This is a genomic window from Actinomadura verrucosospora, from assembly GCF_039540335.1.
Classification (GTDB): Bacteria; Actinomycetota; Actinomycetes; order Streptosporangiales; family Streptosporangiaceae; genus Spirillospora; species Spirillospora verrucosospora.
The window spans coordinates 87081-108069 of the sequence record NZ_BAABEV010000025.1; the positions used below are offsets into that span (position 1 = coordinate 87081).

Here is a 20989-nt window from a genome sequence, read left to right on the forward strand (position 1 = left end):
TGATCACCATGGACAACACGGTGGTCGCGAACGCGCTGCCCACCATCATGAGCGACCTCGACATGTCCAACTCGGCCAAGGACTGGGTCGCCACCGGCTACATCCTGATGTTCTCCTGCCTGATGGTGGCGGGCGGGCGGCTCACCGACGTCTTCGGCTGCCGCGTCACCTTCGTGTCCGGGATGGTCGTCTTCACCGCCGCGTCCGCCGTCTGCGGCCTCGCCCCCGACTCGGCGACCCTCATCCTCGCCCGCGTCGCGCAGGGCGCCGGCGCCGCCCTGGCCCTCCCCGCCACCCAGGTGATGGTCACCGTCGGACGCACCGACAAGCAGCGCTCTCTCGGCACGATCGTCTGGGTCGGCGCCGGCTCCAGCGCCACCGCCCTCGGCCCCACCATCGGCGGCTTCATCGTCCAGCAGTGGAGCTGGGGCTGGATCTTCCTGATCAACATCGTCCCCGGCGTGCTGGTCATCCTGCTCGGCCTGGTCGTCCTGACCGGCAAGGGCGAGAACCGCGACGCCCGGGTCGACCTGCCCGGCGTCCTCATCTCCGCCACGATGCTGTTCGCCTTCACCTACGGGCTGGAGTCGGGCAACAAGCACGGCTGGGCCGACCCGTCCGTCCTCAGCGTGTTCGCCCTCGCGTTCATCGCCCTGGCCTGCTTCGTCCTGGTGGAGAGCTGGGCCCCCGACCCGATGATCAATCTGCGGTTCTTCCGCAACCGGGTCTTCGCGGGCGGCCTGCTCTCGCAGATGCTCTACGGCATCGGCTTCAACGGGATGATCTTCTATTCGGCGACGTTCCTGCAGCGCTTCCTCGGCTTCTCCCCGCCCCAGGCGGGCCTGGTGATGCTGCCGCCGTCCATCGCCATCATGGTCATGACGCCCGTCGCGTTCTGGCTGGCCGCCAAGCTCGGCCCCCGCCCCGCCATCGGCGGCGGCCTCGCCCTCATGGCCTTCGGCATGTTCCTGTTCTCCACCATCCAGCAGGGGGACGGCTACGCCGACCTCATGCCCGGCGTCATGATCGTCGGCGTCGGCGCCGCGATGGGCATGCCGCTCGTCATGTACGTCCTTAAGGCCGTCCCGGAGCAGCAGGCGGGCGTCGCGAGCGGCATCATCAACGTCATCCGCGAGGCGTCGGGCGCCTTCGGCATCGCCATCATCGGCCTGCTCGTCCACCACGTCCCCGCGGAGGGGGCGAGCGCCGCCGAGCTGGAGACGTTCCGCAGCGGCACCGCCTCCGGCCTCATCCTCGGCGCCGTCCTGGTCCTCGTCGGCGGTCTGATCAGCGGCCTCACCCTCCCCAGCCGCCGCGGCTGGCTGGGGCCCAAGCACGGCAAGTCCTCACCCCTCGTCGAACCCGCGCCCCGCGGCTCCGACCCGTCCCCCCGCGACCCCGTCCCCGCGCTGACCGCCCCGGTCGCCGTCGCCGCACCTCCGGGCGAGCCCCTCCCACTCCCCCTCACCTGGGAGGAAGACCCCATGCCCGAACCCACGCCGGGCCCCCACTGGTGGACCGACACCGATCCGAAGCCCCGGGACGACACCTCCACCTGGGCAGCCGAAACCCCCTGGCCTCCGCCTCCTCCCGCTGCCAACCCCTGGAAGGACTGGCCCACCGCCGAGCCGCCGCCCGGCGCTCCCGCGTCCGAACCATCGGCAGAGGCCCCCGCACGAGTTCCGCCACCGGCGACCGAGGCGTTCCCCTTGCCCGGCGAACAGGGCGCAGCCGAAGAGGGGCCCGGCGACACCTCCCCCTGGACGCCCCCAGAACCCCCACCGAGCGCCAGCGAGATCGCCGGACCACCTGCCGCGCACGAAGGGGCAACGCCGATCGAAGGCACCCTGACGGAGCTCCCGGAAGAACTCCCGGCCGAAGACGCGAAAACCCTGCCGGACGAAGGCCCGAGAGAGCCCGGTGTGCGGGCCGACCTCGACGACGACGGGGAGCGTCCGGCGCCGCCGGAGGGGTGGTACGAGCCCTATGTGCCCGAGGCGGAGCCGGTGGAGGAGCCTCGCATCGTCCCGCGCAGTGACGCCTGGTAGGAGGTGGACGTGAGCCGGATCGTGATCTTCGCGGCGGGGTCGCGGGGGGACATCCAGCCCTGCGTGGCGCTGGGGCGGGCGCTGCGGGCGCGGGGGGACGAGGTGCGGCTGGTGGCGAGTGCGCGGTACGCGCCGATGGTCGTCGCGGCGGGGCTGGAGCTCGCGCCGCTCACGGCGGATCCGACGGAGATCCTCGAATCGGACGCCGGGCAGGAGTTGCTGGCCGGGGGCCGGAATCCGGTGAAGTTCCTCGGCGGCTTCCGGCGGATCCTCGGGCCGATGGCCGAACGGTTGCTGTCGGAGTGTTCGGACGCCTGTAAAGGCGCGGATCTGATTCTGGGACCCACACTCGGATTCCTTCCCCGGCACCTGGGCGAACATCTCGGCGTTCCGTGGGCATTGGTCCATTTCCAGCCGAGCGAGCCGACTGGGGCGTTCCCGCACCCGTTCGTCCCGCAGGCGCGCATGCTCGGGCCGTGGGCGAATCGGGCGAGCTTCCGCGCGGTCGATCAGATCGCGTGGCAGCTGTCGCGCCCGTTCATCAACCCGTGGCGGGACGAGGTGCTGGGGTTGCCGCGGCTGCCGCTGCGGGGACGGCGGTCCGACGGCGGCCCGGTGCTCGCGTGCTTCAGTCCGGTGGTGGTCCCGCGCCCCCGAGACTGGGCGCCGAACGTGAACCTGACGGGCTACTGGTTCCTTGACGAGCCGGAGTGGGAGCCTCCCGCGGACCTCGCGGATTTCCTGGCGGCGGGGCCCGCCCCGGTGTACGTCGGGTTCGGGAGCATGGTGCCGAAGGACGCCGAGATGACCGGGATGGCCGTGCGGACGGCCCTGAGGCTCGCCGGAGTCCGCGGCATCGTTCAGGGCGACCCGGCGACGTCGGACGAGGACGTGCTCGCCGTCCGGGACGTGCCGCACTCGTGGCTGTTCCCGCGCATGGCGGCGGTCGTGCACCACGGGGGCGCCGGCACGACGGCGGCGGGGCTGCGGGCGGGTGTGCCCACCGTGGTGTGCCCGTTCTTCGGCGACCAGCCGTACTGGGGCGAACGCGTCGCGGCGCTGGGGGCGGGGCCCGCCCCGCTGCCGTTCCGCGCGATGACCGTCCCGCGGCTCGCCAGGAAGATCCGCCGTGCGGTCGGCGACCAGGGGATGGCCGACCGGGCGGGCGAGGCGGGGCGGCGCATCCGGGACGAGGACGGCATCGGACGGGCCCAGGAGATCATCGACTCGCTCCTGTGACGGGCGGGTGTCAGGAGGAGTCTTCTTCCTCGCCCCAGTGCCAGCCCGAGCCGTCCGCGTTGGGGACGATCACGCGCCGGGTGCGCGGCGCGGGGCGCGGCACCGGCTGCGGCGGGCCGTCCGCCCACGGCGCCCAGGGCGCGCCCTCGGGCTCGGGGGCCCGGCGGAGCCCCGCGCCGTCGGCGGCCGACTGGAAGACCAGCTTCGGCGACGCGTCCGCGTTCGGCTGCGGTTCGGACTGGAACGCGGCGTTCGCGTCCACTCGCTGACGGGCGCGCGGCACGTCCGCGGGCGCCCCGTTCGAAGGGGCGCCGGGCTCGACGGTGTCCGGGCGGACCTTTCCGTTCGACGGCACGGCATGCGCGGGACGCGGGGTCGATTCCGCCCAGTCGATGGCGTAGGGGAAGGGTTGCTCGTCCGGGAGGCGGGGCGGGGCCACGGTGGCGCCGTCCGGGACGAGGACGGTGCGTTCGCGCAGGTCCATGCGAGCGTGCAGGCCCGCGAGGAAGCCCGGCAGCCACCAGTTGGCCGCGCCCATGAAGCGCATCGTGGCGGGGACGAGGAGGGAGCGGACGAGGGCGGCGTCCACGACGACGGCCACGAACATGCCGACGCCGATCAGCTTCACGACGGTGATCCCGGCCATGCTGAACGCGGCGATGACGAGGAGGAAGAGCAGTGCGGCGCTGGTGATGATGCCGCCCGTGTGCTGCATGCCGGACGCGACCGCGACGCGGTTGTCGTGCGTGAGGTCCCATTCCTCGCGGATCCGGCTCAGCAGGAAGACCTCGTAGTCCATGGACAGGCCGAACACGACCGCGAGGATGAGGATCATGCTGGTGGCCTCGACCCCGCCGGTGGGGGTGAAGTCCAGCAGCCCGGCGAGGTGCCCGTACTGGAAGCCCCAGACGATCGCGCCGAACGAGGCGCCGATCGACAGGACGTTCATGACGATGGCCTTCAGCGGCAGGACGATCGAGCCGAAGAACATGAACAGCAGGAGGAACGTGGCGACCCCGACGACGAGCGCCATCTTCGGCAGGGATCTCATCAGGCTCGACATCAGGTCCATCTGGCCGGCCGTGCTGCCCCCGACGTCGATGTGCATCGGGTAGCCGTCCTTGGTCAGGCTCATCGCGCGGATCTCGGTGACGAGGTCCTGAGCGTGCCGGTCCATCGGCTCGTACTTGTGCGTGACGGAGATGCGCACGCCCCCGTACGAGCCGGAGTAGCCCGTGAACTGGGCCTCGGTGACGCCGGGAAGGGACGCGAGCTGCTTCCGGAACTGCTCCAGGTAGGGCGGGATGGGGTCGCCCTTGCCGGACGGCGTCCAGTCGCGCGGGATGAGGTCTCCGGACACCACCACGTCGATCGGCTCAACGGTTCCGTTGGGGAAGTCCCTCTTGATGGTCTCCACCACGGCGCGGGTGGGGCTGTCCTTGGGAAGGACACGGGCGTCCACACTGCCGAACTGGACGTTGAGGAACGGCACGAACATCACGCCCAGGATGACGAGCACGACCGCGAAGTACGGGAGCGGATGCTTCATCACGCTGTGGCCGAGCCGGTACCAGAAGCCGCTCTCCGGGTCCCGCCGCGCGCGCTTGGCATTGGGGCGCCGCCACCACATCTGCCCGCCTTCGACACGCGGCCCTAGAAGAGCCAGGAGCGTCGGCAGCAGGACGGTGGCTCCGAACACCGCGACCATGACGGTGGCTATGCCGGCGAGCCCGATCGTCCGGAGGAACATCTGCGGGAAGAGCAGAAGGCCCGCGAGAGCCGCGGAGACGGTGACGCCGCTGACCATGATGGTGCGGCCCGCGGTCGCCATGGTGGCGGCCAGCGCGGCCTCACGGATGGGCTTGAGCGCCGTCCTGTGCGCCTCCTTGGCGGCCTTGCGCGCCGCCTTGTCGCGTTCTCGCTTCCAGGGCTTTCCCGGTGGCAGGCCTTCCGCGGTCATGCCGCGCTGAAGTTCCTCACGGAAACGGCTGATGATGAACAGGGAGTAGTCGATCGCCAGGCCGACGCCCATCATCGTGACGACTTCCAAAGCGAAGGACGTCACGTCCGCCGCGTACGTCACCACGTGCAGGACGGCCAGCCCGCCGACCGTCGAGAAGACGCCCACGATGATGGGCAGGACCGAGGCCGTCACGGCGCCGAACAGGATGACGAGCAGGATGAGCAGGGGCAGCGCGGTGATGGTCTCCGCGCGGACGATGTCGGCCACGACCTGCTGGCCGAACTCCTCGCCCAGCGGGACGCTGCCGCCGTACCGGACGTCGAGCCCCGGCGCGGCCAGGCTGTCCTTGACGGCGTGGTAGTTCTCGAACTTGTCCGCGCCCTCCGTGCCCTTCAGTTTCACCGCGACGAAGGTCGAGTGCCGGTCATGGGAGGCGAACGTGCGCGCGGCCTCGCCGTTGAACGACCAGTAGGAGATGATCTCGTCGACCCGGGCCTTGGGCAGCCGCGCGATGGTGGTGACGACGCTCGCCTCGAAGCGCGGGTCGTCCACCGTCATGGTGTCGCTCGAATACAGGACGAGGACGTCGGGGTTGGTGCTGCCGAAGTAGGTCGCGCCCAGCTTGGCGACGAGCGTCGAGGACGCGTCGGGGTCCTCGAAGCCGCCCTCCTTGAACTTGGCGAACACGCCGAGTCCCCAGGCGCCCGCCACCCCGGTCATGATCAGGATCAGGACGAGGCTGGTCCAGCGTCGCCGGTGGATGAGACGCCCCAGCCCCGAAAGCATGATCCTCCTGTTTCGCCGCGGCCGCCCGGAGGCTCCCTCGCCCCCGCACGGCCCGTTCCGTCGTCACCTGCGAGACGCCAGGCGCTCCGCGGTCGTCGCCAGGTCGCCGTCCAGGTAGCGCTGCCGGGTCGCGGCCCGTGCGATCTTCCCGCTGGAGGTGCGCGACACGCCACCCGGTTCGATCAACACGAACGCGTGGACGCTCATCTCGTGCTCGACGTTGACGGCCGCGCGGACCGCCGACTCCACCTCGTCCACGTCGAGCCGCCCGAGGGGGACGCGGCGGTTGCGCTCGGCGACGACCACGAGCCGCTCGGTCTCCTCCCCGGTGAGCGCGAACGCGGCCACGTGGTCGGGGCGGACCGCCGGGTGGGCCTCCTGCGCGGTGACCTCGATGTCCTGCGGGTAGTGGTTGCGGCCGTCCACGATGATGAGGTCCTTGATACGGCCGGTCACATAGAGCTCGCCCTCGTGGACGACCCCGTAGTCACCGGTCTTCATCCACGGCCCGGACGGCAGGTTCCCGGGCTCGGACAGCTCGCCGCCGAACGTCTCCTGGCTCCGCTCGGAGTTGCGCCAGTAGCCGGGCGCCGTGTTGGGGCCGTGCACCCAGATCTCGCCGACCCGCCCGTCCGGCTGCTCGACGCGGGCCTCGGGGTCGACGATCGCGACGATCTGCCCGCACGGGCGCCCGCACGACACCAGCGCGGTCGTCCCCTCCGCGCCGTCCTCGCGGAGCCGCAGGTCGCCCTGGGTGAGCGCCTCCCGGTCCACGGAGATGATCTTCGGCGGGACGTCCTCGGCGGCGGCCGTGACGAACACGGTCGCCTCGGCCAGCCCGTAGCCCGGGGCCTGCGCGCCGGGACGCAGCCCGGCCGGCGCCAGCGCGTCGGCGAACGTCGACAGCGTCGAGGTGCGGATCGGCTCCGCGCCGTTCAGGCAGGTCGTCAGCCCGGACAGGTCCAGGTCGGCGATCTTCTCCGGCGAGGCCATGGACGCGACGTACTCGTAGGCGAAGTTCGGCCCGGCGGTGTAGACGTTCTTGCCGGGGCGCTCCGCGATGAGCTGGAGCCACCGCATCGGGTTCATGATGAACGAGACGGGGTCGGTGTAGATGGCGTGGTCGCCGCGCACCAGCGGCAGCGCCATCGTCGCGATCAGCCCCATGTCGTGGAACAGCGGCAGCCAGCTCACCAGCTCGGGATCCGGCTTCTCGGGCGCCCACCCGGCCCACAGCTGCGCGGCGTTCGCCGTCACGTTCCCGTGGGTGATCTCCACCCCGGCCGGACGGCGCGTCGATCCCGACGTGTACTGCAGGTAGGCGACGTCGTCGAACGCGACCGTCTCGTCCCGCCAGCGGTCGGCCAGGGCGAGGTCGACCTCCTCGGCGAACAGGATCTCCTTCGGCTGCGGGACGTCGTGGTCGGCGAGGAACTTCTCCACGTGCGGCAGCGCGTTCCGCGTCGTGACGATCACCGCGGGCTCGGCGTCGGTGTAGGCGCCGATCAGCCGGTCGGCGTGGCCCGGCAGGTCGGGGGAGAACAGCGGGACGGCGATGACGTGCGCGTACAGGGCGCCGAGCATGGTCATCATGTAGTCGAGCGTCTGCGGCAGCAGCAGCGCGGCGCGCTCCCCGGGCCCGGTGACCTGCCGGAGCGCCACCGCCGTCGCGCGCGCCCGCCGGTCGGTCTCGGCCCAGCTCAGCGTGAGGTGCGTGCCCGACGGGTCGGCCGAGTAGTCGACGAAGGTGTAGGCCGGGGCGTCCGGCTTCTCCCTCGCCCACCGCGCGACCCGCTCGATCAGCGGGGTGCGGCCGGAGCCGCCGGGCAGGAGTTCGGGAAGCAGCGAGCCCAATGCCATTGATCATCTCCCGAGGGGACGGGCCGGACGGGGCCGTGGACGGTGCTGTGAGGGGGTCGCACTCCGCCGGCGAAGGTGCGCCGCGCCTGCCGGACGACTCTGTCTGGACGCCCCCGGGGGACCGACGATGATCACAAAGCTACCGGATGGTAGTCAGTGGGCGATATTAGCTCGCGGTCACATTCGCCGAAGCACGGTTTGTCATCCCCGTGACAAGAGGAAATCCCCTTTCACACCTGGGCTTCCGGCCGGTCACCGACCGTGCCCGGGACTACTGCCCGGCGGAGAAGATCTGCTGCATGATGCCCCGGCGGTGCCGCCCCTGGTACGTCGTCTCCGGGTTCACCTCGTCCGGGAGTTCGGCGAGGTAGCGGCTCTCCGCGTCGATGAGCTGCTCCAGCTCGCCGCGGTCGAGGAAGACGCCCTTGCATCCCGGGCATTCCTCGATCACGACCCCGTGGCGTTCGTGGGTGTCGAGCGTGGAGTCGCACTTCGGGCACTGCAGCGTCGCGTCTGACATACCGGATCCCCTGTCCGTCACGCCCGCGTTTACCGTTGCCGGTCAGCATACTGACACCGAGCCCTTTTCGGGTCGATACCAGGACACTCATCCGCCGATTCGGACGCCGGACCGGGGTGCGCAGCCGATCGATTCGCCCCGACCCCTTCGTCGGCATCAGCCCGTTCTGTCCTGCTCTGCCCGGGACTCGGCGCGGCTGAGCGCCCCCCGGCGCCGCGCCACCACGATGCAGGCCGCGCCCCACAGAAGGCCGATCTCGGCCACCAGGGCCACGGCGAGGACGACCGCCCAGTCGGTCCCGTCCCCCTCCTCCGCACTGGTCGGGGACATCAGGCTCGTATGACTCGCGTCGGCCACCGGCGGCAGGTTCGGAGGCTTCACGGGCGGCAGGACGACGGGCGCCGACGGCGCCTGTCCGGGCAGGTTCGGAGCAACCGGAACCCCGGCACTCGGCTGCCCCATCCCCGGCGCCCCAGGCCCGTCCACACCAGGCCCGGCTGCCGGAGGCAGACCGCCCCCGTCCGGCTGAGCACCTGCCTGCGGCTCACCGCCCTGGCCCGGCTCCCCGGTCTCCCCCGGCTTGGCGCTCACACTCGGCTCAACGCCCTGCGAAGACTTCGGGCCGCGCGACGGCTCGCTGCCAACACTCGGCTCCGCACCTGCGGACGGCTTCACATCCTCGGATGGCTTCGCATCATCAGACGGCTCCGCACCTGCGGACGGCTCCGCATCGTCAGACGGCTTCGCGCTGTGAGACGGCTTCGCGCTGTGAGACGGCTTCGCGCCGTGAGGTGGCAGGACGCTAGCCGGTGGCTTCGCGCTCTGGCGCGGCTTGTCGCTCTGGGACGGCACAGCGTTGTGAGGCGTCTTCCCCTCAACCGTCGTCGGACACGGCCACCCGTTCACCGTCGTGCTGCCACCCACACAAGGCGTAGACGGCCCGCCCGGCCCCACCGGGCGCGGATGGGCCTTCGGGGTCGGCTTAGCACTACGCGTAGGCGCACTGCCCGGAGTCGGCTTCCGACTGGGACTCGGCTTAACACCGTGGGTCGACTCCCCACTGGACGACACACACGGCCCACCGCTCTTGCCCGAGCCACCAACAACGCAAGACGCCGACGCGCCACCCACACCGGGCTGCGAACTCTGCTTCGGCTTGGCAACGGGTACGGGCTCCCCGCCCGTTGCCGAGCTGCACGGGCGGCCGCTCTTGTCGGAGCCATCAGCAACGCAAGGCGTCGACGCGCCGTCCTCGCCAGGCTGCGGACTTTGGTTCTGCTTGGCGACAGGTATGGGATCGCTGCCAGAGGGCGTCGTGCATGACTGGAGGGGCGTGGTGGTGTTGCTTTGCTCGCAGCGGGGCGGCTTCGTCTGGCACCAGTTGGCTGCGCGGCTCGCCCTGTCGTCGGCGCAGGGCGTGGGCTCATCACCCGTGGACGGATCCGGTGACGTGCCGTTCAGCGCGTTCCGGGCGGCTTTGGAGAAGTCGAAGACCGCGCGGGCCGAGCGGCGTGGGGCGTTGGAGGCGTCCGCTACGGCGAGGATGCTCAGCGGCTTCGCGGACGGTCCCTTCACCATCGATTCTGGGAATCGGACGGTCCCGCTGCGCAGACGCCCACCCGAACCCACATCGCCCAGTGTGCAGCGCAGCCCCTGGCCGGAGCCAAGGGGCGAGCAATCGGGCGTGCGGCTCGTCCAGGACAACGGGCGGTCAGCCGTGAGACGCAGGCCAACGTTGCGGGCTACGCCGCCCTCGGTGCGCACCCGGACGGTGAAGGGCAGCGTGTATTCGGATCCCTGGATGGTGACGCCGCCGGGTGTCATGGACACGCGCAGCCTCACCTTGGACGGGGCCGCCTCCGGTATCGCCTGAGCGGCGGGGCTCAACAGCGTGAGCGGTGCGGCCAGCGCGCTGCTCACCGTGATCGCGCCCCAGCGGGCTCTACGACGCTCCCCTCGCACACGCTCCCCCTAGCGGTTCCTCACGGCCACCCGGGGGGCGGTGCCGCGATGTCGGACACAAGGAGTTATTGCCAGGTCACTCGCCGAAGTAACGTGCCGCATCGCGCCGACCCACCCTCTTTCGCACAGTGAAATCGCATCTCCGTAGAATCGGGTGGTCGCTAGGAGAGGAGTCACGGGTGACGGAGGGCGTTCGGTCGCTGGCCCGCGCGTTCGAGCTGCTGGAGCATCTGGCGGACGCGGGCGGGGAGATGGCGCTGTCGGAGCTGACGGAGGCCTCGGGGCTGCCGATGCCGACGATCTACCGGCTGATGCGGACGCTGGTCAACCAGGGGTACGTCCGGCAGGAGCCGTCCAAGCGCTACGCCCTGGGCCCGCGCCTCATCCGGCTCGGCGAGGGCGCGAGCCGCCTGCTCGGCACGTGGGCGCGCCCGGTGCTGGCCCGGCTGGTCGAGGAGGTCGGGGAGACGGCCAACATGGCGGTCCTGGAAGGGGACGAGGCCGTGTACGTGGCGCAGGTGCCGTCCAAGCACTCGATGCGGATGTTCACCGAGGTGGGGCGGCGGGTCCAGCCGCACTGCACGGGCGTGGGGAAAGCGCTCCTGGCGCAACTGCCCGACCAGCGGGTCCGCGAGATCCTCGCCCGGACGGGCATGGACGCGCACACGCCCAACACCTTCACAGACGCGGAAGCCCTGCTGGCGGAACTGGACCAGATCCGCCGGCAGGGCTACGCGCTGGACGACGAGGAGCAGGAGATCGGGGTCCGCTGCGTCGCGGTGGCGCTGCAAGGCGCGCCGACGCTGACGGCGATCTCGGTGTCGGGGCCTTCCGGACGGATGACGCACGAGGCCGTTCCGAGCGTCGTGCCCATCATGCGCGACGCAGCCGACCGGTTCGCCAAGGAGCTCGGCCCGACCACTTCCTGAGGTCGTGCGCCCGTCAGTCGACGGGCTCGCCGACGATGACGGTGGGGCGTCCGCCGCGCTCCCAGGCGACGAAGTCGCCCGCGGACTTCACCAGGACGGTGGCCAGCCAGAGGGCCAGGCCGGTGTCGTCGGCGATGCCCACGACGGGGATGACATCGGGAATGGCGTCGATCGGGGAGATGATGTAGACGAGCCCCAGGGCGAGCAGTCCGAGCGTCCCGAAGGACATGCCCTTGTACTGCCCGCGCAGGACGGACTTCAGCATCCTGGGGACGGCGCGGACGCGCTCCCAGAATCCCGGTGCGTCGGGTTCGAGCGTCTCGCGGTAGATATGCCAGGCCTGCCCGGCGGCGGCCGCACTGCGCTTCCTGTCCACCAGCACTCCTTGTATCGGAACGTCTGTGAGGGCGCGCCCCCGCAACGCCCACGTACGACTAGGACGCGACGAGTGCCGGGTTTGTTCCCTTCGATCGATCATGAGGCGCGGGTCACAGCCGCACCATTCCGGCCCCCGCGAAAGGGTCGACGAGCGAATCCGGTGGTCACGCCCATCCGCGTGACCTCGGGTGAGGTGTTCATCACTCTCGTGGTCGGCGTGCGGCGGTTCGCGGCGTGTCGGCTGGCGTGCGCTGCGAGCATGGGGGATCCGGGGGGAGCGCCGCCTCCGCCCGGCACGACCGGCATGGCCCGTCGAGCATCGCAGGAGCTGACGTACCGATATGAGCGGCGACCATACGAACCGCCCCGTCCACGGCACCGCGGCAGGCGACGCCTACGTCGCGCTGCCCCCGACGGCCGTCGACGCGACCGCGTCCGGCCCGACCCGGCTCATCGTGGCCTGGCCCGGCTTCGACCCGCCCCGGACTGCGAGCGCCCTGGCGACGGCGATCCCGATGACGGGCGTGCCCGTGTGGCGCGTCTACCTCGACCTGCCCGGCCGCTCGCCCGGTGGTCTCGGCTCCGGCGCGATCCTGGAGACCGAGAGCATCGAGGCGTACGGCGCGGCCCTGGAGAACGCCGTCCGGCGGCTGCCCGACGCGCTCGCGCAGATCCGCCGCGACCTCGACGTCCCGGACGGGCCGGTCGGCCTCGCGGGCTTCAGCGCGGGCGCCGCGGCCGCCCTGCTCGCGGTCGCGCACGGTGCGGTCCCGGTGAGCACCGCCGCGCTGGTCGCCCCCGTCGTCGCCCCGGCGCGGGCCGCGCGGGCGGTGGAGAAGCGGTCCGGTTCGGAACGCGCCTGGAGCGAGCGCGCCGTCGCGCTCGCCGACCGGCTCGACCTCGGGGCGCTCGCCGCCGACATCGCCGGACGCGACGTCCCGGTCCTGCTCGTCGGCGGCGCCAGGGACCGCGTCGTCCCCGCGCGGGAGATCACGGCCCTCCGCGACGAGCTGCGCAGGCACGGCGGCCAGGCAGAGTCCACCACGTTCCGGATGGGGCACGCGCTGGCCGCCGAGCCCGGCACCGAGCCGCGCCCGCCGATCACCGAGGCCGTCCGGGTCGACGGCGTCCTCACCGACTGGTTCCGCGACCGCCTCGCCACGCTCACGACCGCGGCGGCCGAGGCCGCACAGGCCGCGGCGGCCGAGGCCGCACAGGCCGCGCCCGCCGGCGGACCGGCCGAGGCGAACGGCGACACGCAGCCGATGGAGCGGCGCCACGGTTCGTGGTCGTCCGGCGCCGGGAACGTTCCGGACGCCCGGACGGGCGCCGGGCTGGGACACGGGCTGTGACCGCCCGGCGGGCGCGCTGACGCGCCCGCCGGGCGGGTGGGTGGGAAACGACGAGATCAGCCCTTGGACAGGACCTCGTACCGGACGGGAATGACACCCGATCCGGTGCCGCCGACCTTCTTCATGGCGGCCTTGGACAGGTCCAGGCAGCGTCCGCCCGCGTACGGGCCGCGGTCGTTGATGCGGACGACGACCGAACGGTCGTTGTTCTTGTTGGTCACGCGGACCTTCGACCCCATCGGCAGCGTCTTGTGCGCCGCCGTCAGCTCGGTCGGGTCGAAGCGCTCGCCGCTCGCGGTCATCTGCCCCTCCCAGTAGTAGGAGGCTTCGCAGGAACCCGACTCCACGACCTTGTCCTGCTTCTTCTTCTTGCGCTTCGCCAGGTTCGCGACCTGGGCGTCCGCCTTCGACGACTTCTTCTTGCCCTTCTTGGGAGTCTTCGAAGGCGACGGCTCAGGAGTGCGGGGCCGGCCTCGGCCGGCCCGGGTCGGCTCGCCGTGCGGACGGTCCGCCAGCGGGTCGGCGGCCTGCGGCGCTGTCTGCGCCGCCTGCGCCGAGTCGGCGGGCCCTTCGCGCCCGGCCAGGGCGAACGCGCCCACGGCCAGGACGGCGACGGCGGCGCCGGAGACGATCAGGATGGTGCGTAGGCGCGCTCGAAGACGGCGCCTGACAGGGCTACCCACAGAGGAGTCCTTTGTTAGGGGACAGGACCCCGGACGCCAGGCGGATGTGACCGCCGTTCTCTCGCGGCGTGGCCAGGCGACGTCGGCCGTCCCCCGGATCCCCCGCCGCCCGCGGGCTCCTCAGCCCGCCCCGCGCCGCTCTCTCAGGCGCGCCCGCTCGATCGCGGATCGGCGTCCGGCAGGTGCGGCTGGAAAGGCATCTTCACTTATCGAAATCGCTGAAGCGCCGCACAAGTCCCTGACCGTACGTTGTGTCCTCCACAGATCAAGACGTAGAGCCGTTGTTTGTGGGATTTGTCACCTCAGCTTTTGCCCGCCGAAGCTGATCAACTTCGCCGGGTGACCGCATTTCAAGATCGTCTTTACTGCGCGTATACCGCCGATCTCGGACGGATAACAAAGGATCCGGCACAACGGAACGGGGCGGTCCGGCGGAAGATCACTTCCGTCGGACCGCCCCGCGAGCTGGGACGACAGGCCGCGCGTCAGCCGCGCCCGGGGGCGGCCGGGATGCGCGGAACCGCCGGCAGCGCCGGCACCTTCGGCACGCCGAGCGCGGACGCGTCCGGCATGGACAGCGGGCCGTCCGCCGGTCCGCCGTCCGCCATCCTGCGGGCGCCGTCACGCGCCTTCAGCACGTCGACCACGTGGCCGACGTCGCCCTCGGCCGGGGTGAGGCCGGTGCCGGCCTTGTTCACGGTGCCGTTGGCCTGCCCGACCAGGTCGCCGGACGGGGCGGGCCCGGCGTACCGGGCGGCCGACGGGAAGAGCGTCCGGCCGAGGGGCAGCCCGCCGAGCGTCCCGCCGCCGAGCAGGGATCCGACGCCCGGCAGTCCGGAGCTCGGCCCCGGGTCGGCCAGGCTGATGGGCGTCTCGGCGGCGCGGCCGTTCGGGACGGCCGACCGCGCGGCCTCGCGGCGGCCGAGCTTGCCGGCGGACAGGAGCTTGCCGGTGGGCAGGCCCTTGCCGAGCGTGCCGGCGCCGCCGAGCAGCGTCCCGGGGACGTCGCCGCCTCCGCCGGACAGGACGGGCAGCGCCGTCCCCGGCCTGCGGTCGCGCGCGTCGCGGCGGGTCGCACCGGGGCAGTCGCCCTGGGGAAGCCCGCCGACCGGGGCCTGGCCGACGGCCGGCAGCTGCGCGCCGGGCAGCGCCAGCCCGGTCTTCGACTCGACCGCTTCGGCCGGGCGCACCCGGCAGCGGGCGCGGGCGGTGCGCAGCCCCGAGCCCGCCGGAGCGGCCCGGAGGACCCCGTTCGCGGCGCCGCCGCCCAGCGCGGCGGTCCGGGCGCCCGTCCCGGCGACCGGGTCCGGGAGCGTGCGCATGACGGTATGGCCCGTGGCGGCGGTCTCGTAGAGGAGGAGCGTGGACGGACCCGCCGCCGCGCTCGGCGCCGCCTTCGCGGGCGCGGCGTCCGTCGGGGCGGCCGCCACGGCGAGCGCGGTGGCGAACGAGGCGAGGACGGAGACCCTCAGCAGGCTTCTGGCGGAGCGGTTCATTCTTTCCCCCGGGGTTTTCGGATTGGCCCTGCACATGCGGCGTGCGCCCGAGCGGCTGGTGAATCCCGGCGCACCGTCGAGCGGGGACGCTAGTACACCGCGGTGCCGCATGCGGCCGATTCGAAAATGACTTGGGGAAATCAGAAAGATCTAGATGAACTGATCATAGACGCTCGGCGAAATACCAAATGCCGACAATTTCCGATAAAACAAGGGCGGGGGCGCCCCGTGGGACGCCCCCGCCCGCGCGGGCCGGCCGGCTACTCGGCGGCGCCGAGGGAGATGGCCTCGTCGACCTCGTCCTTGCGGGCCGCGAGCTCGGTCGCGTAGCGCTCCTCGTCGACCTTCTCGGCGATCTCCTCGTCCTGCCGCATCAGGGCTTCGAGGTCGGCCTTGGCGTTGTCGAGGACGCCCATGTCCTCGTAGGCGGCCTGCACCTTGTCACCCCAAAGGCCTACGTCCCGGACGCACGGGACGATGCGGCTGAAGAGCAGCGACTGATAGAGGGTGTACATGTCGGAGTTGTCGACATACTCCATGCACCGTTCGACCGGCATGTCGAGCTGCTCGAAGACCTCGCGGCCCTTGAAGCGGTCGCGCATCAGGTAGCAGCCCTCGACGACGAACTCCTCGCGCTCGGCCCGCTCCTTGTCGGTGAGCTCGGCGTAGTAGTCCTTGAGCGCGAGCCGCCCGAACGCGACGTGCCGCGCCTCGTCCTGCATGACGTACGCGAGGAGCTGCTTGACCAGCGGGTTGGTCGACATGTCCCGGTACAGCCCGAACGCGGCGAGCGCGAGCCCCTCGATCAGGACCTGCATGCCGAGGTAGGGCAGGTCCCAGCGGCTGTCCTCCAGCGACTCGGCGAGCAGCTTCGCCAGGTCCTGGTTGACCGGGTAGTACATGCCGATCTTCTCGTGCACGAACTTCGCGTACAGCTCGACGTGCCGCGCCTCGTCCATGGTCTGGGTGGCGGCGTAGAACTTCGAGTCCAGGTCGGGGACGGTCTGGACGATCCGCGCCGAGACGTTCAGCGCGCCCTGCTCGCCGTGCAGGAACTGGCTGAAGAGCCACGAGCCCTGGTGGCGGCCGAACTCGTCCTTCTCCTTCTGCGACATCTTGTCCCAGATGTCGGACCCGAACAGCGGGTTGAAGTTCTCCGGCAGCCCGGCGATGTTGATCGGATCGACCTCAAGGTCCCAGTCGATGCGCTTCTGCGCGTCCCACTGCTTGTCCTTGCCCTTCTGGTACAGGTTCAGCAGCCGGTCGCGGCCCTCGTCGTACTCCCAGGTGAAGCGGGTGTCGCCCGCCATCGGTACGTTCCACGTGTCGGTCGGGACCGGCGTGGCGTAGAGGTCGTGAGAACTCACGGGGGGATCCTCCTCCAGGGGTGACGCCGCACGATCGCGACGCGGGTGTGCACCGCCCATGGCTTTACATACCTTCGTAACATGTAAAGCCCGGTTAAACCAGGGAGTCGCCGGAACCCGTGACGCGGGAGCCACCGAACACGGCCGTCGCCGAACGCGGGCGTCGCCGGGCACGGACCCCCGAACGCGGTCGCCCGCGCCCCCGGGCGGGGGTGCGGGCGAGCGGGCGGCAGGGCCCGGGGTCAGCGGGACTGGAGGGCGTCCAGGCCGACGGCCTGGGCGATGACGAGCCGGCGGTCCAGGCGCGGATCGCTGATCTCGACGATGTAGCGGTCGCGGAAGCCGAACTTCTTCTCCACGCTGAAGACGACCTGGTCACCGGCGTAGAAGTCGAAGTGGTACGGCCACGCGAACGGCAGGTTCTCGACGTAGGGGATGAACTGCCAGACGCGCCGCAGCACGGCGACGAACTTGTTGCGCTCGCTGCCGGTCGTCACGCCGAGGCCCGGCTGCTCCAGGTGCCAGGTGGAGGCGAGCAGCGACTTCTTGAAGTCCTTGCGGAACACCCCGATGGGCTGCCCGTGGGCGTCGGTGATGTCGTACGCCGAGGCGAGGTCGATGCGCTTGCGCGCCTTGAACCCGAGGATCGGGCGCGTCTTGGAGTCGTCCGAGTACAGGGTGACCTGCTCCTTGAACGCCAGCCGCTTCTGCTGCGCGAAGGCGAGCAGCTCGCCCTCGCCGCCGTCGGGCCCCTCCGCGTGCACCTCGTACTGGTTCACCATCAGGCGCACCCGCTGCCGGATCAGCAGCCGGCGCTGTGCCTGGAGTCTTTCCTCGTCCAGCGAACTCACCCGTTCCGTGTCGGTTTGCGGAGGGGAGTCTGCCATAGCAGGTCCCCTTCATCCGACGTTTTCCGGATGCGTCCGATGTCCGGGTCAGGACTCCTGGATGTGCGCGGCCAGGTACCCGTGGATCAGCCGCTCGGCCTCGGCGACGATCAGCGGATCGCCGTCCGGGCTGCGGCGGAACGCCATCTTCAGCACGGCGTCGCCGGCCTCGACCGCGATGGCGAGCGCGGTGGCGAGGCCGGGGGTGTCCTGGACGCCGAAGGTGTCCACGATCATCCTGCGGAGCCGGTCGGCGACCACCGCGTTGTTGTCGGCGTCGGAGTCGAGGAGGTTGACGTCGGCGACGTCGCCGAAGCGCAGCACCCGGAAGCCGGGCACGGTCCGGTGCATCTCCACGAAGATCTCGATGATCGCGCCGACGGTGTCGGACCAGTCGCCGAACCGGCCACCGGAGAGCCGCGCCGAGATCCGCTCGCCGAACTCCTCCAGGTTGCGCAGCGCGAGCGCCTGCGCGACCGCCCGCTTGTCGGGGAAGAACTGGTACACCGAGCCGATCGCCACCTCGGCGCGCTGGGCGATGCGCGTCGTGGTGAGGCCGTCGTAGCCGTCCTCGTCCAGGATCTCGGCGCAGGCGTCCAGCATCCGCTGGACGCGTTCGGCGCTGCGGCGCTGGGCGGGACGGCGGCGGAGCGGGGTTCGGATCTCGGTCACCTTGCCATTGTCCCTCGGACGCGCGGGTGCCGAGCATGCACAGCGTGCCACACCTCCGGGTCGCGGGAGTCTTCCGCCCGCACCACCCCGCCACTAATATCCGAAGGCTATTCGCATTTTCGGTCGGACCATGGGGGAAGGAAGCGCGGATGGGTCTTCCGGAGAACTTCCGCTGGGGCGTCGCCACCGCCGCCTACCAGATCGAGGGCGCGGTCGGGGAGGACGGGCGGGGACCGTCGACCTGGGACACGTTCTCCCACACGCCCGGGCGGACCCGCGACGGCCACACCGGCGACGTCGCCTGCGACCACTACCACCGCTGGCCCGAGGACGTCGCGCTGATGGCGGGCCTCGGCGTCGACGCGTACCGGTTCTCGATCGCGTGGCCGCGCGTGCAGCCCTCCGGGAGCGGAGCCGTCAACGCCAAGGGGCTCGACTTCTACGACCGGCTGGTGGACGGCCTGCTCGCCGCCGGCGTCGCACCCGCCGCCACCCTCTACCACTGGGACCTCCCGCAGCCGCTCGAAGACGCCGGCGGCTGGATGGAGCGGGACACCGCCTACCGGTTCGCCGAATTCTCCTACCTGGCGGCCGAGCGCCTCTCCGACCGCGTCGACATGTGGATAACCCTGAACGAGCCCGTGGTCGTCACCGCGTACGGCTACGCGTTCGGCGTCTACGCCCCGGGCAGGACGCTCCTGCTCGACGCGCTGCCCACCGCCCACCACCAGCTCCTCGGCCACGGCCTCGCCGTCAACGCCCTGCGCAGCCGGGGCGCGCGAACGGTCGGGCTGACCAACCACTACTCCCCGGCCTGGGCCGCCTCCCCCGCCGACCGGCCCGCCGCCGACGCCTTCGACGCGTTCATGAACCGGCTGTTCACCGACCCCGTCCTGCTCGGCCGCTACCCCGACCTGATGGGGGACGCGCCGTTCATCCGCTCCGAGGACATGTCGGTCATCGCCTCGCCCATCGACTTCCTGGGGGTGAACTACTACCACCCCACACGGATCACGACCCCGGCCGAGGGCCCGCTGCCGTTCGACATCGTCGACATCACCGGGTTCCCGACGACGGGGATGGGCTGGCCGATCGTCCCGGACGCCTTCCTGGACCTGCTGCGCACCCTCGACTCGCGGTACGACCTGCCGCCGGTCTACATCACCGAGAACGGCTGCTCGTTCGCCGACGAGCCCGGTCCCGACGGCGCCGTGGACGACCCGTCCCGCATCGCGTTCCTGGACGCCCACATCGCCGCCGTGCGGACCGCCGTCGACGAGGGCGTCGACATCCGCGGCTACTTCACCTGGTCGCTCCTGGACAACTTCGAATGGGCGGAGGGCTACCACCCCCGCTTCGGGCTCGTCCACGTCGACTACGAGACGCAGAAGCGCACGCCGAAGACGTCCTACGGCTGGTACCGGGACCTCATCGCGTCGTCCAGGCGTCGCTGACGGACGCGAGGGGCCGCCGCTCCTACCCTTGTCGCATGCCCGTCGAAGTGCAGGAACTCGGAAGAGCGCTCAGGCAGGCCCACCACCGGCAGCACCGTGCGCTCGACAACCGCCTCGCCGCCGCCGGCACGACGCCCGCGCAGTGGGACGCCCTGCGCGCGATCGGCCGCGCACCCGGGGCGTCCGCCCGCGCCCTGGCGGCGGAGACGTTCCAGAGCGAGCAGGCGTTCGGGACGCTCGCCGGGCGCCTGGCCGCCCAGGGGCTGATCGACCGGCGGCCGGGCCGGCACCGCAGCGTCGAGCACCACCTCACGCCCGCCGGCGAGAAGCTCCTCGGCGCCGGCCGGCAGATCGTCGACGAGGTCTTCGCCGAGCTCTTCGCGCCCCTGCCCGAGGACGACCGCGCGACCCTCCTCGCCCTGCTGCTGCGTCTCTCCTCGTGATCAGCCGTGCGGCATGCTGACGCGCATGGAGACTCCTGAGACGCTCGCGGACGTGCGCGCGCGGATCGACGCCCTCGACGGGCGGCTGGTCCGGCTGCTGGCCGAACGCGAGGGGCTGGTCCGCGCGGCCGCCGCCTTCAAACGCGACGAGGGGGCCGTCCGCGCCCCCGACCGGGTCGAGCGGGTCGTCGCGCTGGCGCGCGAGAGGGCCGCGGACGCCGGGCTCTCGGCCGAGGTCGCCGAGACGGTGTGGCGGGCGATGATCGGCGCCTTCATCGATCTGGAACTGGACGAGCACGCGACGCGCCGCGGATGACCCCATCGGAGTGCCGCCCAGCGCCCCGAGCCAGGTGACAAAGGCGCCCGGCTTCGGACGGTCGATGAGTGCGACGGCGCCCGGAAGGGCGGCCGGAGCCTAGGGAAGCAAACGAAAGGAACAAACCAATGGAAATCAAGATTGCGGATCCTCACGATGTGGAGGGCATCCGCCGGATCGTGAGCGACGTGGTGGCGGACCGCAACCCGTACTGGGTGCGGCTGGCCCCCGCACTGGAGCGCTCCTTCCAAGATGTTCGGACCGTCTACCTGGTCGCGGCCGAGGGCGAGGAGGTTCTCGCCTTCATGCGCGGGCGGTGGATCAGTCAGTCGTGGTCGGAGCGGCACGTGGGCCCCGACGAGGACTTCCACGTGGACATGTTCGCCGTGGTCTCCGGCCACAGCGGGAAGGACCTCGTGCGGCTCTTCGTGGAGTCGGCGGGCGAGTTCTTCACGGGGCCGGTCACGATCGGCTTCAACCTTCCCGAGGGCAGTCCGCTGCTCGACGTGCTGGTGACGCTGGGGTGTGAGATCACCCCCACCGACACGTTCTACGAGACCGGTGCACGGCGCCTTCAGGGCCGCTGGCACCTGCAGTAGCTAGTTCGTAAGGGGGTGGTGGGGGCCGCAGCGCG

The 20989-nt window shown here is 71.4% G+C and carries 18 protein-coding genes; 8 read left to right on the plus strand and 10 right to left on the minus strand.

Going from position 1 to position 20989, the window contains the following annotated elements:
* Nucleotides 1–8: 8 nt before the first annotated feature.
* Both ABD944_RS25200 and ABD944_RS25205 read left to right on the plus strand, forming a co-directional pair.
* Nucleotides 9–2048 carry a DHA2 family efflux MFS transporter permease subunit gene (locus ABD944_RS25200; protein ID WP_378189785.1) on the plus strand — a complete coding sequence of 680 codons (2040 nt, stop codon included), beginning with the start codon at nucleotides 9–11 and terminating at the stop codon, nucleotides 2046–2048.
* Nucleotides 2049–2057: 9 nt separating this feature from the next.
* Nucleotides 2058–3287, plus strand: coding sequence for a glycosyltransferase (locus ABD944_RS25205; protein WP_345180441.1), 1230 nt, complete (start codon nucleotides 2058–2060; stop codon nucleotides 3285–3287).
* A gap of 10 nt (nucleotides 3288–3297) precedes the next feature.
* Here the strand turns inward: ABD944_RS25205 and ABD944_RS25210 are convergent, their stop codons facing one another.
* The 4 genes from ABD944_RS25210 to ABD944_RS25225 form a co-directional block, all read right to left on the minus strand.
* Entirely contained in the window at nucleotides 3298–6036 is a 2739-nt protein-coding gene (locus ABD944_RS25210; RefSeq protein ID WP_345180443.1) for an MMPL family transporter, read from the minus strand.
* A 63-nt stretch (nucleotides 6037–6099) separates the two neighbouring features.
* The gene (locus ABD944_RS25215; RefSeq protein WP_345180445.1) at nucleotides 6100–7896 is read right to left on the minus strand and encodes a fatty acyl-AMP ligase; all 1797 of its coding nucleotides are present in this window, start codon (nucleotides 7894–7896) and stop codon (nucleotides 6100–6102) included.
* 271 nt (nucleotides 7897–8167) lie between these two features.
* Nucleotides 8168–8416: a TFIIB-type zinc ribbon-containing protein gene (locus ABD944_RS25220; protein ID WP_345180448.1), complete on the minus strand. Its 249-nt coding sequence runs from the start codon at nucleotides 8414–8416 to the stop codon at nucleotides 8168–8170.
* A gap of 156 nt (nucleotides 8417–8572) precedes the next feature.
* Nucleotides 8573–8746 carry a hypothetical protein gene (locus tag ABD944_RS25225; RefSeq protein ID WP_345180450.1) on the minus strand — a complete coding sequence of 58 codons (174 nt, stop codon included), beginning with the start codon at nucleotides 8744–8746 and terminating at the stop codon, nucleotides 8573–8575.
* Between the two features lie 1811 nt (nucleotides 8747–10557).
* On the opposite strand from ABD944_RS25225, the gene ABD944_RS25230 reads away from it, so the two are divergent.
* A complete protein-coding gene (locus ABD944_RS25230) occupies nucleotides 10558–11307 on the plus strand; it encodes an IclR family transcriptional regulator (protein ID WP_345180452.1) in 750 nt (249 codons plus the stop codon).
* 13 nt (nucleotides 11308–11320) lie between these two features.
* Here the strand turns inward: ABD944_RS25230 and ABD944_RS25235 are convergent, their stop codons facing one another.
* Nucleotides 11321–11683, minus strand: coding sequence for a YkvA family protein (locus ABD944_RS25235; RefSeq protein WP_089311049.1), 363 nt, complete (start codon nucleotides 11681–11683; stop codon nucleotides 11321–11323).
* Between the two features lie 343 nt (nucleotides 11684–12026).
* Between ABD944_RS25235 and ABD944_RS25240 the strand changes: the two genes are divergently transcribed.
* Nucleotides 12027–13037 (plus strand): alpha/beta hydrolase, encoded by a 1011-nt coding sequence (locus ABD944_RS25240; protein ID WP_345180487.1) that lies wholly within the window; start codon nucleotides 12027–12029, stop codon nucleotides 13035–13037.
* Between the two features lie 56 nt (nucleotides 13038–13093).
* On the opposite strand, the gene ABD944_RS25245 is transcribed toward ABD944_RS25240, so the two are convergent.
* From ABD944_RS25245 to ABD944_RS25265, 5 genes are all read right to left on the minus strand, one after another.
* Entirely contained in the window at nucleotides 13094–13720 is a 627-nt protein-coding gene (locus ABD944_RS25245) for a septal ring lytic transglycosylase RlpA family protein (protein ID WP_345180490.1), read from the minus strand.
* A gap of 485 nt (nucleotides 13721–14205) precedes the next feature.
* A complete protein-coding gene (locus ABD944_RS25250) occupies nucleotides 14206–15216 on the minus strand; it encodes a hypothetical protein (RefSeq protein WP_345180492.1) in 1011 nt (336 codons plus the stop codon).
* Nucleotides 15217–15476: 260 nt separating this feature from the next.
* Nucleotides 15477–16583: a ferritin-like domain-containing protein gene (locus ABD944_RS25255; protein WP_345180494.1), complete on the minus strand. Its 1107-nt coding sequence runs from the start codon at nucleotides 16581–16583 to the stop codon at nucleotides 15477–15479.
* 242 nt (nucleotides 16584–16825) lie between these two features.
* A complete protein-coding gene (locus ABD944_RS25260; protein WP_345180496.1) occupies nucleotides 16826–17434 on the minus strand; it encodes an LURP-one-related family protein in 609 nt (202 codons plus the stop codon).
* An 84-nt stretch (nucleotides 17435–17518) separates the two neighbouring features.
* Complete coding sequence (locus ABD944_RS25265; protein WP_345180498.1) at nucleotides 17519–18142, minus strand: TetR/AcrR family transcriptional regulator; 624 nt, start codon at nucleotides 18140–18142, stop codon at nucleotides 17519–17521.
* A 149-nt stretch (nucleotides 18143–18291) separates the two neighbouring features.
* Here ABD944_RS25265 and ABD944_RS25270 point away from each other — a divergent pair, with 149 nt between their 5' ends.
* The 4 genes from ABD944_RS25270 (at nucleotide 18292) to ABD944_RS25285 (ending at nucleotide 20954) form a co-directional block, all read left to right on the plus strand.
* Nucleotides 18292–19596: a GH1 family beta-glucosidase gene (locus tag ABD944_RS25270; protein ID WP_345180500.1), complete on the plus strand. Its 1305-nt coding sequence runs from the start codon at nucleotides 18292–18294 to the stop codon at nucleotides 19594–19596.
* Between the two features lie 35 nt (nucleotides 19597–19631).
* Nucleotides 19632–20039 carry a MarR family winged helix-turn-helix transcriptional regulator gene (locus tag ABD944_RS25275; protein WP_345180502.1) on the plus strand — a complete coding sequence of 136 codons (408 nt, stop codon included), beginning with the start codon at nucleotides 19632–19634 and terminating at the stop codon, nucleotides 20037–20039.
* Between the two features lie 25 nt (nucleotides 20040–20064).
* Nucleotides 20065–20355 (plus strand): chorismate mutase, encoded by a 291-nt coding sequence (locus ABD944_RS25280; protein WP_345180504.1) that lies wholly within the window; start codon nucleotides 20065–20067, stop codon nucleotides 20353–20355.
* A gap of 128 nt (nucleotides 20356–20483) precedes the next feature.
* Nucleotides 20484–20954 (plus strand): GNAT family N-acetyltransferase, encoded by a 471-nt coding sequence (locus ABD944_RS25285; RefSeq protein WP_345180506.1) that lies wholly within the window; start codon nucleotides 20484–20486, stop codon nucleotides 20952–20954.
* The last annotated feature ends 35 nt before the right edge of the window (nucleotides 20955–20989 follow it).

Excerpts from the sequence above, each read along its gene's own strand:
- ABD944_RS25275 (WP_345180502.1), top strand. The coding sequence starts at position 19,632 with ATGCCCGTCGAAGTGCAGGAACTCGGAAGAGCGCTCAGGCAGGCCCAC.
- ABD944_RS25240 (WP_345180487.1), top strand. The coding sequence starts at position 12,027 with ATGAGCGGCGACCATACGAACCGCCCCGTCCACGGCACCGCGGCAGGC.
- ABD944_RS25220 (WP_345180448.1), bottom strand. The coding sequence starts at position 8,416 with ATGTCAGACGCGACGCTGCAGTGCCCGAAGTGCGACTCCACGCTCGAC.
- ABD944_RS25280 (WP_345180504.1), top strand. The coding sequence starts at position 20,065 with ATGGAGACTCCTGAGACGCTCGCGGACGTGCGCGCGCGGATCGACGCC.
- ABD944_RS25225 (WP_345180450.1), bottom strand. The coding sequence starts at position 8,746 with ATGTCCCCGACCAGTGCGGAGGAGGGGGACGGGACCGACTGGGCGGTC.
- ABD944_RS25285 (WP_345180506.1), top strand. The coding sequence starts at position 20,484 with ATGGAAATCAAGATTGCGGATCCTCACGATGTGGAGGGCATCCGCCGG.
- ABD944_RS25210 (WP_345180443.1), bottom strand. The coding sequence starts at position 6,036 with ATGCTTTCGGGGCTGGGGCGTCTCATCCACCGGCGACGCTGGACCAGC.
- ABD944_RS25270 (WP_345180500.1), top strand. The coding sequence starts at position 18,292 with ATGGGTCTTCCGGAGAACTTCCGCTGGGGCGTCGCCACCGCCGCCTAC.
- ABD944_RS25200 (WP_378189785.1), top strand. The coding sequence starts at position 9 with ATGGACAACACGGTGGTCGCGAACGCGCTGCCCACCATCATGAGCGAC.
- ABD944_RS25215 (WP_345180445.1), bottom strand. The coding sequence starts at position 7,896 with ATGGCATTGGGCTCGCTGCTTCCCGAACTCCTGCCCGGCGGCTCCGGC.
- ABD944_RS25250 (WP_345180492.1), bottom strand. The coding sequence starts at position 15,216 with ATGAACCGCTCCGCCAGAAGCCTGCTGAGGGTCTCCGTCCTCGCCTCG.